Below are 13,526 nucleotides of genomic sequence, written 5' to 3'. Positions count from 1 at the left end.
CAATATTTATTATTGCATAAAAAAACCGAACTTTAGGTTCGGTTTTTTTAAGTGGAGCCGGAGGGATTCGAACCCTCGTCCAAACATGGTATAAGATAAGCTTTCTACATGCTTAGCTTCTGTTTAATTGTCGGGATGCGGAAGGCCAGTCGCTTGCCTGTACCGGCATCCTTAGGTGCTTTATCTTACCCGCTTATCACACCCTAAGCAGGCCAGTTCCGTTTTTCGATGCCCCGTATGCCGATCCAACAGAACGGAAAACCGGCGGGACAAAAGCTATGCTAATTCTAAATTAGGCAGCTAAGGCGTAGTTATTTTCGCCATTTGTAAGTTGAGCGTTCAGATTAAAGCGCTAATTCACCCAACGCGCTGCATGCTTACCTATTTATCTCCATCCTGTCAATTCCGGTCGACCCCATTTTTTGAGTTCGCAATTGGCGGTTGCCAGTGTGCAGTTAAATCAACTACAAATATACGTTATTTTAGTTTGCAGTAGGCAGTGTGCAGTTACCAGAATGTCAAAAAACACACTGAATGATAACCATAAGCGGCATTCTCAGACTGCAAACTGCACACTAATAACTACTAACTAAACCCTACCCGGATATTGTTTCAAACCCTCATCCAGGCATTCCATAGCCTTGGCAAGGTCCTGGTTGTTTAAAACGTAGGCCATGCGTACCTCATTAGCGCCTGCGCCAGGCGTGCTGTAAAAGCCGGTAGCGGGGGCCATCATCACGGTTTGGTTATTGTAATTAAAGCTTTCCAGCATCCACTGGCAAAACTTATCAGCATTATCAATAGGGAACTTAGCCACTACATAGAAAGCACCGCCGGGATTAGGACAATAAACACCATCCATCTGGTTAAGCGCGTTCACCAGTGTATCGCGGCGCGAGGTATATTCTTTGTTTACGGCTTCAAAATATTCATCAGGGGTATCAACAGCTGCTTCGCCGGCTATCTGCTCCACCATACCCGGCGAAAGGCGCGCCTGCGCGAATTTTAAACCGGTAGCTATTACTTCCTTGTTCTTGGTGATCAGGCAGCCTAACCTTGCGCCGCAGGCACTGTAACGTTTGCTTACAGTATCCATCACTACTACATTTTCATCAAGGCCATCAAGGTGCATGGGAGAGGTAAAAGAGCGGCCATCGTAGCAAAATTCGCGATAAGCTTCGTCGCTGAATAAATACAGGTCATATTTAAGGCAAAGCTCCTTCAAAGCTTCTAATTCTTCTTTCGAGTATAAATAGCCGGTTGGGTTATTAGGGTTACAAATAATGATGGCCTTTGTACGCTCACTGATCACTTTTTCAAACTCGGCGATTGGGGGCAGCGCGAAACCGTTTTCAATATAAGAAAGTATAGGTTTCACCACCACATCGGTTTGGTTGGCAAAGCCATTGTAATTGGCATAGAATGGCTCCGGGATAATTACTTCATCTCCTTCGTTCAGGCAGGTCATCATGGCAATAGTGATTGCTTCTGAACCACCTGTTGTAACAATAATGTTATCAGGCGTAATATTGTAGCCTAATTTATTGTAGTATTCTACCAGCTTTTTACGGTAACTCAAAGTCCCTTCCGAAGCGGTATAGGCCCAAACTTTAAAGTCGATATTTTTGATGGCATCCAGCATGCCTTCGGGCGTTTCAATATCCGGCTGGCCAATATTGAGGTGATATACTTTTTTGCCTTCGGCTTTGGCATTATCAGCAAATGGGGTTAATTTACGTATGGGTGAGGCCGGCATTTGCAGCCCTTTTTGCGAAATTTTTGGCATGGCCAAAATTAGTAAAAGCTTTTAAAAGAATTTGCTTGCTTAAAAGGAATTAACAGGCACAAAAAAAGGCACCGTATGCATACGGTGCCTAAATATTTTTATGGCTATTTGTATAAACCCGGCGTTTACTTGGCCACTACCTCACCCACAATATTTAAATATTTGGTAGGCGTTTTGGCATTAGAGGTTACTACAATAGTTTTATTAAAGGCCGATACAGCTGCTGCGTTGTAGGTAATTTTGATAGAACCTTTCTGGCCGGGTGTTACCGGTGTTTTGGTGTAATCGGCAATGGTACAGCCACAGGTAGGTTTTACCTCAGTTAAAATAAGCGGAGTGGTACCAACGTTGGTAAATTCAAATACGGTGGTTACCGGAGTGCCTTGTGGTATTTTACCAAAATCATGCTTCTCCTCGTTAAATTTGAACTCAGCGGTTTGGGCCGAAGCATTGTATGCAAAGCCTAATATCACCGCACATATTAAAATAAATTTTTTCATCGTTTACGCGTTTGATTGCTGCAAATATAAAAGGTTTAATGTATTCTCAAAACTAAGGTAAAATCTAACTGTTTAACAGGAACAGTTGGTTAAACAGAACAGAATTTCCTATTTTTACCATCTAAACAGAATTATATATGCCTGAAACTGTATTGAACACAGCCGCCGCAAACCATTCTGCCGAACTAAGTTTTGACGATTTTAAACAGATCGTTATAAACGACTACCGCGTTGGCTTCGAGAGCCGGCAGGCAAGTTTGCTGGGCAGGAGGGAAGTGCTTACCGGTAAGGCTAAATTCGGCATTTTTGGCGATGGTAAAGAGGTAGCCCAACTGGCTATGGCTAAGGCATTTAAAAAGGGCGATTGGCGTGCGGGCTATTACCGCGACCAAACCTTTATGTTTGCTACCGGCATGAGTAACCTCAAGGAATTTTTTGCCCAACTGTACGCTAACCCTGATATTGAAAAAGATCCCGCGTCAGGCGGCAGGCAAATGAATTGCCACTACGCTACCCGCTATGTTGATGCCGATGGGAACTGGACCAACCAGGCTGATACTTTGAATTGTGCCGCCGATATTTCTACTACAGGTGGCCATATGCCGCGCCTTTTGGGGCTGGCCTATGCCTCTAAATTATACCGGCAGAATAAAGAATTGGAATACCTTAAACAGTTTTCAGTAAATGGAAACGAGGTTGCTTTTGGTACTATAGGCAATGGCTCAACCTCTGAAGGCTTATTTTTCGAAGCTTTTAATGCCGCGGGTGTTTTGCAGGTGCCTATGGCCATATCTGTTTGGGACGATGCTTATGCCATATCTGTGCCTGCAAAGCTGCAAACCACAAAAGAAGATATTTCTGAAGTTTTAAGAGGTTTCCAGCGTGATGAAAAGGGTAACGGTTACGAAATATTTAAAGTCCGCGGATGGGATTATGCAGCCCTTTGTGAAACTTATGAGCGTGCTATTAAACTTTGCCGCGAAGAGCATGTGCCGGTACTGATACATGTTGTTGAGATGACGCAGCCGCAGGGGCATTCCACCTCGGGCTCGCATGAGCGCTATAAATCAAAAGAAAGGCTTGCCTGGGAAGAAGAGCACGACTGCCTGCTGCAAATGCGTAAGTGGATGATCCAGTCGGCTATTATTACTACAGAAGAGATTGACGCTCTGGAAGCCGAAGCTAAAAAGCATGTTCGTAATTGCCAGAAAGAAGCATGGGCGGAGCTGGAGTCGGAAATTAAAGCGGAGATAGCTCAGGTGCTGGAGCTGACAGGAAATATAGCGCAATCGTCACAACACCGGGATGCGTTACAACAGGTTATCACAAGCTTGCAAACTTGTGTTGATCCGGGCCGCCGCGATACTATTGCTGCCGCGCGTAAGGTTTTACGTGTTACAGTTAAAGAACCTACCGCTGCAAGGCAGGCTTTGGTGAACTGGTTATACCAGGAAACTGAAAAAAATAAAGAGCGGTTTAACTCTAAATTGTTTACCAATACTCCTAAATCGCCATTATATGTGCCGGTTATTGAGGCGCAATACCAGGATGATGCCCGGTTGTTAGATGGCCGCGAAGTATTAAATGCCTGTTTTGATGCCAACTTTGAGCGCGATAAAAGCATTGTTGCCTTTGGCGAAGATGTAGGTGCCATTGGCGATGTTAACCAGGGCTTCGCAGGGTTGCAAAGTAAATACGGCGACTTGCGTATTACCGATACCGGTATTCGCGAAGCTACTATCATAGGCCAGGGCATGGGCTTGGCTATGCGAGGCCTTCGCCCAATTGCTGAAATTCAATACCTTGATTATTTATTATATTCTATTACTGTTTTAAGTGATGATGTAGCCAGTTTAAGTTACCGTACAGCGGGTGGGCAGCGTGCGCCGCTTATTGTGCGTACACGCGGCCATCGCCTGGAAGGTATATGGCATTCCGGCTCACCTCTAGGATTGATCCTCAATGCATTGCGCGGTATGCACATATGCGTTCCACGTAATATGACGCAGGCTGCCGGTATGTACAACACCCTGTTAAGGGGCGATGAACCAGCACTGGTGATCGAGTCGCTTAACGGTTACCGCCTGAAAGAAAAATTACCGGCTAATGTGGGTGAATTCACGGTTCCGCTCGGTAAGGCTGAAATAGTTAAACCGGGTACTGATATTACCGTAGTTTCTTACGGTTCAATGCTGCGTGTAGTAATGGAAGCGGCAGAAGAACTGGAACACATGGGAATTAATATGGAAGTGATAGACCCGCAAACACTTTATCCTTTTGATTTGGATAATACTTGCGGCAGGTCGCTACAAAAAACCAATAAGCTGCTGGTAATTGATGAGGACCTGCCGGGTGGTGGTTCTGCTTACATCCTGCAAAAGATCATTGAAGCTCAAAATGGTTATTACTCATTAGATGCTCAGCCTAAAACCCTTTCCGCGGCCGAACACAGGCCTCCGTATGGCTCTGATGGAGACTACTTCAGCAAGCCTTCTGCAGATGATGTGATCGAGGCGGTTTACAGGATGATGAATGAAGCTAATCCCGGGAAATACCCCACAATATTTTAAATGATACAACCCGGCTTAGCCGGGTTTTTTTATAAAATGAGAAAGATATTTTTATCTGTAATGGTGCTGTTTACCGCGTTAACCGCATCGGCTCAAAACAAGAAGCAAATGGTTAGGATAGCTAAGATCACGGTTGACCCGGCACAGCTTGAACAATATAATAGTGCGCTTAAAGAGCAAATGACAGCGGCTGTAGGTACTGAGCCCGGCGTATTAACTTATTATGCTGTGGCAGATAAAAAAGATCCGTCGCACATTACGATATTGGAAATTTACGCGGATACTGCGGCTTACCAGTTGCATATCCAAACCCCGCACTTTAAAAAATATAAAGCAGCTGTGGCCGGTATGGTAAAGTCATTAGAGCTTGTGGATATGGATATCATAGGTGTTGCCAAAAAGCCGGGTATGTAAGTATTTTAGTCTGTGGGTAAAAATCTATAATTTCGCCTGCAATAATTAAATACTTATGGATAACAATTTTTCAGTAATAGCCAATAATATTAAGGCCCGCCGTACCATAAAGCCATCAACCATGAATGGCAATAAGATACCCAACGGCCATATCGCGTCCATTTTAGAATTAGCAGATTGGGCACCAAACCATGGCAATACCGAACCATGGCGCTTTATTGTGTTTGAGGAGCCGGCGCAATATTGTAAACAGCACGCTGAGTTATACAAAGCTGCTAACCCCGGAGAAAGCTTTAACGAAACGGTTTATAATAACCTTAGCAACCAGGCTAACACGGCATCGCACGTGGTAATTGCGTACCAAAAGCGTGGCGACTTGCCTAAAATACCGGTTTTTGAGGAAGTGATAGCAACATCTTGCGCAGTGCAGAATTTACTATTAGGCGCCACTGCGTTAAATATTGGCGCTTTTTGGAGTACCGGTGGTATGGTGCTTAAACCCGCGTTTGCCGAGCATTTTGGCTTAGGCGCGGAAGACAGTGTACTTGGCGTATTGTTCTTAGGCTACACAGACAATCAACCGGAAGGAAAGCGTAAGATTCCTTTGGAAGAAAAAATTACCTGGAATAAATAATTTTAGTTAACTTATTGATTATTAATAAATAAATTGTCGCGTAAGTACTTAATTAGACTTACGTGACAATTTATTTGTGTTTTTAGCGTATATTTGTTTTACTCACAAACAATTGCACCAACCTTTACTGCGTTACCCGATATTAAACTAATTGATTAAACCGGATAAAGTATGAGAAAAAATCTGTGGTGGATTGTAGGCGTTTTTTTGTTGCTTTCTGTAGTAATTATTAGCTGGAAACCAGCAAACGCCATCAAAAGCAATCTGTTAAATAACAAAACGGCGAAAGCTTTTACGCCAAAAGAACTTTTTGCGCAATATGTAGCGGATATATACAATACCGCTAATTTGCAGCAAAGCGGTATGGATCTTTCAGTTTTTCAGAAGGCCTTTACAGGGTACATGAACCTGAAATTAACTAACAAGCTCCGCAGCGTTAATTATTTAACGGTGGTTGATTTTACCAAATCAAGCCGTACCAAGCGTATGTGGATCATTGATCTAATGAATAAATCATTAGTGTTGAACACTTGGGTTGCTCATGGGCAGGGTAGCGGTGATGATATGGCTAACCGTTTTTCGAATAATAATGAGTCGCACCAAAGTAGCCTTGGCTTTTACCTTACAGATGATGTATATTTTGGTAAACATGGACGCTCATTGCGCCTGGATGGTCTGGAAGCAGGCGTTAACAGCGCCGCACGTGCGAGGGGCATTGTAATACATGCTGCCGACTATGTTTGCCAAAACACCATTAATCAGATAGGTCGTTTGGGTCGTAGCTTTGGTTGCCCCGCAGTATCTCCGGAGCTTTCCAACCAGATCATAGACACCATCAAAGGAGGTTCGTTATTATATATTAACGGCAACGATAGCCATTATCTGTCTAAATTACTTGATGAAACTGTGCCGTCTGGTGTATTAACCCCCGACACCACAAACCTTGCATCTAAAATGGCTAAGCTTTAAGATAAGGCCAACAATAAATAAAAAGTCCCGGAAATTAATATCCCGGGACTTTTTTATTGGTTTACAAAGCCGCTAATGTATTGGAGTCGGCAAGGAATTTTTTCAAATGCCCATATAATACAACATCCAGCCCGTAAACATCAGGTCGGTATTGCAGTGTGCCGTTTTCATCGGCCCAGCAAGTAACATAAGTGATGTATACCGGTACTTTTTTAGGTAGCTCAAGCGTGGTAGGAGAAGGTTTTGGATCTGCCATGTCCTTATCAATAGTTTCGTATGCTTTACTATCTCCAAAGAGGCTTTTAGCCAACGCTAAAGGATCTCCTACGCGTACGCATCCGTGGCTCAAAGCTCTCATATTCTGGTTAAAAGCATTTCTGGCAGGCGTATCATGCAAGTAAACACTGCTGTTGTTTTTAAACAGGAATTTTATCTTTCCTAAAGAGTTCAAATCGCCAGGGCGCTGTTTAAACTCATAATCGCCTTTTGATGCTTTGCTCCAGTCAATTGTTTCCGGATCATCAACTTTTTTGCCGCCTTGGTACACATCAATGCCTTTATTTTCAAGGTAGTAAGGGTCCTTCGCGGCCTCAACCATTATTTCCTTGGTGGCAATGCTTTGCGGGATGTTCCATACCGGGTTAACCTGCGCTGCATAGATCAGGCTGTTTAATTGTGGAGTTTCGCGGCTAAACGGACGGTCGATCTTGTCGTTTTCGTTGTATTCAGCTAATGATATCTGGTTATCCGTATTGCGGCCTTCACCAACTATAACCCTCATGTTAAGCGCGGAGTGACCATTCTCTATTACATCCAGGCGATAATCAGGAATATTAACGATCACATATTTATCTTCATGAGGCTTGTTTTTCCAGCGTAGGCGTTCCATGTTCACTACCAGGTAGCGCTGTGTTTCTTCTTTGCTCATTCCTTTCGCGGCCCCGCCAGCCGTTAAAGCTTTTTGCAACATCAGGTATTGCGGGTTCTTAGGCTGTATGCTATCTAAAAACGTCTTTAGGTTTTTTGCATGTAATGTAGCGAACATTGATACGCTATCAGGCCTTTTAGTAGCGGTAAAATATCGCTGGTATATCTTACGCGGGCTTACCATTCCGTATTGCAAAGCATTTGAATAGGTGAGCAGTGAGTTGGCTGTTAAAAGTTCCAGCATTGCAATATCATGATAGGCCTCGTTCAGATCCTTGATCGCCTTTTTATCTTTAAATTTTGCTGTCAGTTGTTTGATCTGATCGGCCTTAAACATGTTAGGGTCTAAACCATGCTGGCCGGCTTTTTCCAGGTAGTTTGCAGTGAGGTCAACATCACCGTTAAAGGTATGGTCCATCACAAATACCGGGTCGTAGCCGTTTTGCTCATAAAAAGCGGTAATTATCTGCGGCTGGCTCATTTTACCCTTTTGCTGTGCAAGCACTTCTTTAAAAACCGTTTCCAGGCCTTCGGGGGTAGCGTCTTTGAAAACTTTATTCTTTGTTTTTTTATAGAGTTCGGCCCCAAGGTCCGACCGGCTTTTTTTACCGCAACTTTGCAGCAATAAGCCCGTTGTAATAACCGTTATGAAAAATAGTATCCAGGATTTTTTGAAAGTATGTTTATGTATCATGTAATATTTAATAGATGTTACTGTTTATACAATACTTATACCACAAGTTATAAAGCCTAATGTTACATTAGTAATGCTTAATGCGTTATTGTTAAAATTATGATATAATGGGGAATGATCACATGCCCGAAGTATGGTTAAGGGGACCATTAAGAAATATCCCGGCCTTGCTGCAGCCAGTTGCCCACGCGCTGTTACAGGCACGCGAAGAACTCAATGAGCTTATAAAAGACTTCCCGGATGCATGGTTATGGAAACGGGTTGCCGGAATGGCTTCGCCGGCTTTTCATTTACAACACCTCACAGGTGTACTGGATAGGTTGTTTACCTACGCGCGTAACCAGCAATTAGACGAAGCGCAACTCAATTACCTCGCTGAAGAAGGGAAGCTGACCAATAAAACATACACTGTTAAATATTTAACAGAGCGGTTTAATACCCAGGTGGATGCTGCTATAAGGCAACTGGTAATTACGGAAGAAACAGAACTCACTGCTTTCAGGGGGGTGGGGCGTAAGCAATTACCCTCAACGGTAATTGGGTTATATACACACGCGGCAGAACATACCATGAGGCATTTGGGGCAATTAATAGTTACTGTTAAAGTGTTACAAGCAAACTTAATGGTGGTTACTGATTAATGATATCAGCAACGTTTGTATAACTGATAGAGGCGTATGTAACGTCAACGTCTGAGAATTTTTGTTCGGGATCAAATAAGTAAGTATCTATTCCCAGTTCGCGGGCAAATTTGATCTCTGATTGAGGATCATCGCCAATTACCAGTAGATCCTGCGCCTTATATCTATTCTCTAACATGATCTGCTGGAATATATCTCCTTTATTTATTTTAGAAACTTCAGGGTCAACAATGTAGATCTTTTTGAAATGAGCTTTAATACCCAACTTTTCAATCTTGCTGTTCTGCAGTTTGGTAAAACCTGTTGTAACCAAAAACTTATCAATAGCCAAAGCGCTGAGCGCATGATACTCGGGATACGGCTTCATAGGCTTATCATAGCTGAAGTTTTTCAGTAAGTCCAAGCCTTTTTGCTTCAATTCTTTGCTGAAACCATATTCATCAGCGACGTGCTGATAAGGGCGGCGGGTAAGTTCGCTCTTGGCTTTAGCTGCCTTTTGCTTGTCTGATAAGCCTATCTCCTCATCAATTAGTTGAAAAAGCTTTTCAAACAGGTCGGCAGCGATGGATTTTACCGGATATATGGTATTGTCGAGATCAAGTATCAGGGCTCGTTTCATATAACGTAATATTAGGGAATTAGCCTCTTATTTCAGGCAGGGCTCGTCCTGTTATTATTGTAATTTAAACGATACAAAAAGTATAATGCTATTGCTACTAAAAGGCATATTACACCAAGTGAATACCATAACCATATAAAGCTCCCCCATAAAATAATTTGCCCGCCCAGTATAGGCGCTAACACCTGCGCTGCCGACCATGACATGGTGTACAAACTTATACGAGCAAGCAAGTAAACATATATTTTCCAAATTTTTCGTAAGAAGCAAAACAAGTTTTTTATAACGAATGTTATAGAACTTAAAAAAACATAATATGCTGATACAAAAACAATTATTTATGAAAACGAAAAAAATATTTGGATTGATAGCGATTTGCATGCTATCAATTATTACCGGATGCAGCAAGAAGAACGATAACATGACTTCTTCTAACCAGTCTATTGCTGTGTTAGTATCATCAAATGCCAATTTATCGCTATTAAAAACGGCGCTTGTACGTGCAGGTTTAGTTGAAACTTTATCTGGCAGCGGTACATTTACCGTTTTCGCGCCGGATAATGACGCCTTTGCGGCAGCAGGGCTTGGCAGCGAAGACAAGATAAACGCTGTACCTGTTGCAACCTTGAAAAACATTCTGCTTTACCACGTAAGCGGCCAGGTGTATGACTCAGGCAGCATTACTACAGGTACTACCGAAATTAATACCGCTTTCCAGGCAAAGGCTTACGTTACCAGGAACTCAAATGGTATTTTTGTGAACGGTGCCGTAGTTAAACAAGCGGATATTCGCGCCAATAACGGTGTAGTACACATCATCAACAAAGTGCTGATGCCGCCACCGGGTAATTTGGTAACTACCGCCCAGGCGAATGCCAACTTAACATTTTTGGTTGCTGCTGTGGTGCGTGCCAGCGTGGGTAACACCAATGTAGCTCAGGTATTGTCTGGCAATGGCCCGTATACCGTGTTTGCACCTACCAACGCCGCTTTCCAAGCTGCGGGTTTTGCAAGCATCAACGCTATTCAAACTGCTGATCCTAACACACTGGCAGCTATTTTAACTTACCATGTAATAGCTGGCCGCATACTTTCTACCGATCTTACTAACGGTGCTATGCCACAAACCCTGAACGGCGGCAAAGTAACCATTTCGCTATCTGGGGGTGCTAAAATAAAAGGTAATAAAAACTCAACCGCCGCTAACATTACCACTACAGACGTTATAGCTACCAATGGCGTAGTACACGTAATTGACCAGGTTTTACTACCATAACATCCAACCTAAGTTATTGGCATTAAAAAAATGCCGGCTGCATAGCCCGGCATTTTTTTAATCAGATGAGTTTATAATCATGGAAACTAAAAATTATATGCCACATGCCCAATAGCGAAAAACCTGGTACCGGCTGTAAACGCGATATTGTTGATGGGTTGTTCGCCTTTCAAACGCGTCAGCGTTTCAAATTGGGTTTCTTTCCATTTCACATTAAAGAGGTTGTTGATGGTAACACCTACTTCATAACGTTTTTTGGTGTAATTTAAAACAAGATCATTTATAAAGTAGCCTTCCGCTCTCAAACTATATTCCTCGTTAGCAGGCCGGTTACCCAGCCACCTGTAGCGTAAACTACCATTAAAACCGTCTTTAAAAACATAAGTCATACCGCCCGTACTGCTCCATACAGGAGCCAGCGGTATATAGTTTTTGCCTGCAGGGTCGTCAACAGCGCGACCATGGGCATAGTTCAGGTCGGCATCAAAGTACAACAAGGTTCCAAGCTGATAGCGCGCAGACAGATCAATACCCACACGCCTTGTGCGGCCGCTAAAATCTACCGTGCCACCATCACCGGCATACACATATTCCTTTTGCAGATAACTATACCACACAGCCGCATTAATTAATATGCTTTTTGCAGGTTTAAATACGGTACCCAGATCTGCCCCATATGCAGCGGGTAAGGTTTGCAGTCCCTTTTCTGCTACTACTACACGGGCGTCATTTGAGTGGAAGCCTTTGCCCATAAAGAGATACAATTGCGCCTTATCGCTTGCCTGATAGTAAAAATTAAGTTTAGGGCTAAGAATATGGTTAGCAGCTGTGTAAACACCTGCGCCATTTAGCGTACTATCCACCGGCAGGCGATTATAATAACGATAATAGAACTGATCAAAACGTAAGCCCGTGTTGATAGTAAAGCGGGGCGAAAAACGAAAGGTTTCACTTAAATAAGCTCCCGAGCCTGTTTCCGTAATATCACCCAGTTTGATGGCATCAAGCAAAGTAAAATTATTAACCGTATGTGATAGTTCGGAACCCCGGGTAGCATCAAGGCGCGTGTTTAATCCAAACTCGGAGGTGAGCTTGATATTGCCCAAATAACGCTCGTTAAGATAACTCCCATTATAACCAAACAGGTTCCTTGCTTCGCGTTGCCTTATTTCATCGCCGTTAACGGTATCAACCAGGTAAAAAGTAAAATTGGTGTGCAGATCAAATTTATACCGCGAATAATACAACTGGTTTTTTATAATGTCGTTATTGTTTAAGGTCGTAATCAACAGAGCATTAACATTGGTTCGCGAAGTTACGCCGCCTTCGTTGGGGTCCAAAGCGCCATAAAAACCAATAATACCCTGCTCAACCGCGCTCTCAGGGATCTGCCCGGAAGCTTTCCAGTTGCTGTACATTGAAGAGGCCGAAACCGAAAGGATGTTATGAGCTCCTAACGTGCCGTGGTATTTTGTAAAAAAGTTAAGGCGGTTAAAATGCTGCGGGTTATCAAAATAGCTGTTACTGAAACGGTACTCCGAGGCCGCGTACCACGACTGACCTTTTGCCCTTGCATCATTACTTAACAAATTAACCATAGCAAGCGCCCGATAGGTATCAAACTGCCCGGCGTCTATTTTGATCGTATTTCCGGAGATCGCGTCGGCAGTTTTAAAGTTTACCCAACCGGTTACCGCCAGGTCGCCTTTTTCGGCATCGTACATACCTTTTTTGTAGGTGGTACGCTCAATGGTTTCGGGTATAATAAAATGGCTATCCGCATATCCCTGTCCATGCGCCTGTGATACCATATTTATAGGCATACCATCTACGCTCATATTGATATCCGTACCGTGGTCGTTATCAAAACCCCTTAAAAATATCTGCTCGGCTTTACCGCCACCCTGGTGCTGTCCTATAAACAAGCCGGGCACCATTCGCAATACCTCCTGGGAATTGGATACCCCCCTCAACCTGATATCTGTTTCACTGATAGCCTTATAGGGGTTAAGGTTGTTTGAGGTAATCACCACATCCTGCAACTGGGTTTGCTGTGGCACCAGGTTAATAAGTTGCCCATTCCGGTATGCTGATAGTAAGATCACTTCCTTACGATATCCAATTGCCGTTACGGTAAGTTTTTGTCCACTTACATTTTTAAAATGGAATTTTCCATCTTCATTAGTAATGTCTGTATGTCCATCCTCAAGTTTTACCGTGACATTAGCAATAGCTATATGCGTTACACTATCCACCACAGTACCCGACAAGCCTGAAGTTTGAGCAAAAGATGATTTAACTAAAGTAAGGGTAAATAATAACAGTAGAAGTTTTCTCATGCCCAAATAACTACAGGTTAATTAATAAGGGCATAAAGGTAATGCTATACATTTATCTTGTAAATTAAATATTGACACAACCATCCTATATGCGACGCTCATTGCGTATCTATGTTAGAATTTATAGCTAAATGCTCTATTGCTGATAACGGCAACC

The 13,526-nt window shown here is 43.0% G+C and carries 11 protein-coding genes and 1 other RNA gene; 6 read left to right on the top strand and 6 right to left on the bottom strand.

Annotation, left to right across the window (positions count from 1 at the left end; all coding sequences use genetic code 11):
- Positions 1-49: 49 nt before the first annotated feature.
- From ssrA to CKK33_RS00705, 3 genes are all read right to left on the bottom strand, one after another.
- Positions 50-417, bottom strand: a transfer-messenger RNA (tmRNA) gene (gene ssrA / locus CKK33_RS00715).
- Between the two features lie 172 nt (positions 418-589).
- On the bottom strand, positions 590-1,786 hold the full coding sequence (locus CKK33_RS00710) for a pyridoxal phosphate-dependent aminotransferase (RefSeq protein WP_095702259.1): 1,197 nt from the start codon (positions 1,784-1,786) through the stop codon (positions 590-592).
- A gap of 125 nt (positions 1,787-1,911) precedes the next feature.
- Entirely contained in the window at positions 1,912-2,286 is a 375-nt protein-coding gene (locus CKK33_RS00705; RefSeq protein WP_095702258.1) for a DUF1573 domain-containing protein, read from the bottom strand.
- A gap of 137 nt (positions 2,287-2,423) precedes the next feature.
- On the opposite strand from CKK33_RS00705, the gene CKK33_RS00700 reads away from it, so the two are divergent.
- The 4 genes from CKK33_RS00700 (at position 2,424) to CKK33_RS00685 (ending at position 6,873) form a co-directional block, all read left to right on the top strand.
- Positions 2,424-4,856 (top strand): thiamine pyrophosphate-dependent enzyme, encoded by a 2,433-nt coding sequence (locus tag CKK33_RS00700; RefSeq protein ID WP_095702257.1) that lies wholly within the window; start codon positions 2,424-2,426, stop codon positions 4,854-4,856.
- A 36-nt stretch (positions 4,857-4,892) separates the two neighbouring features.
- On the top strand, positions 4,893-5,270 hold the full coding sequence (locus CKK33_RS00695) for a putative quinol monooxygenase (RefSeq protein WP_095705702.1): 378 nt from the start codon (positions 4,893-4,895) through the stop codon (positions 5,268-5,270).
- Positions 5,271-5,325: 55 nt separating this feature from the next.
- A complete protein-coding gene (locus CKK33_RS00690) occupies positions 5,326-5,904 on the top strand; it encodes a nitroreductase (RefSeq protein WP_095702256.1) in 579 nt (192 codons plus the stop codon).
- 171 nt (positions 5,905-6,075) lie between these two features.
- Positions 6,076-6,873, top strand: coding sequence for a murein L,D-transpeptidase catalytic domain family protein (locus tag CKK33_RS00685; protein ID WP_095702255.1), 798 nt, complete (start codon positions 6,076-6,078; stop codon positions 6,871-6,873).
- Positions 6,874-6,934: 61 nt separating this feature from the next.
- Here the strand turns inward: CKK33_RS00685 and CKK33_RS00680 are convergent, their stop codons facing one another.
- A complete protein-coding gene (locus tag CKK33_RS00680) occupies positions 6,935-8,494 on the bottom strand; it encodes a L,D-transpeptidase family protein (RefSeq protein ID WP_095702254.1) in 1,560 nt (519 codons plus the stop codon).
- A 107-nt stretch (positions 8,495-8,601) separates the two neighbouring features.
- Here CKK33_RS00680 and CKK33_RS00675 point away from each other — a divergent pair, with 107 nt between their 5' ends.
- The gene (locus CKK33_RS00675) at positions 8,602-9,135 is read left to right on the top strand and encodes a DinB family protein (protein ID WP_233138118.1); all 534 of its coding nucleotides are present in this window, start codon (positions 8,602-8,604) and stop codon (positions 9,133-9,135) included.
- Here the strand turns inward: CKK33_RS00675 and CKK33_RS00670 are convergent.
- Positions 9,125-9,754 carry an HAD family hydrolase gene (locus CKK33_RS00670; RefSeq protein WP_095702253.1) on the bottom strand — a complete coding sequence of 210 codons (630 nt, stop codon included), beginning with the start codon at positions 9,752-9,754 and terminating at the stop codon, positions 9,125-9,127. The two genes, CKK33_RS00675 and CKK33_RS00670, sit on opposite strands and share 11 nt — an antisense overlap.
- A 340-nt stretch (positions 9,755-10,094) precedes the next feature.
- On the opposite strand from CKK33_RS00670, the gene CKK33_RS00665 reads away from it, so the two are divergent.
- A complete protein-coding gene (locus CKK33_RS00665) occupies positions 10,095-11,030 on the top strand; it encodes a fasciclin domain-containing protein (RefSeq protein WP_158223368.1) in 936 nt (311 codons plus the stop codon).
- A gap of 86 nt (positions 11,031-11,116) precedes the next feature.
- On the opposite strand, the gene CKK33_RS00660 is transcribed toward CKK33_RS00665, so the two are convergent.
- Positions 11,117-13,369: a TonB-dependent receptor domain-containing protein gene (locus CKK33_RS00660; RefSeq protein WP_095702251.1), complete on the bottom strand. Its 2,253-nt coding sequence runs from the start codon at positions 13,367-13,369 to the stop codon at positions 11,117-11,119.
- Positions 13,370-13,526: the final 157 nt, after the last annotated feature.

Origin of the sequence: Mucilaginibacter sp. MD40, from assembly GCF_002288635.1 — a bacterium.
Classification (GTDB): Bacteria; Bacteroidota; Bacteroidia; order Sphingobacteriales; family Sphingobacteriaceae; genus Mucilaginibacter.
The sequence above is the reverse complement of the archived record's forward strand: the minus strand, read 5'-3'. Positions and strand labels throughout refer to the sequence as shown.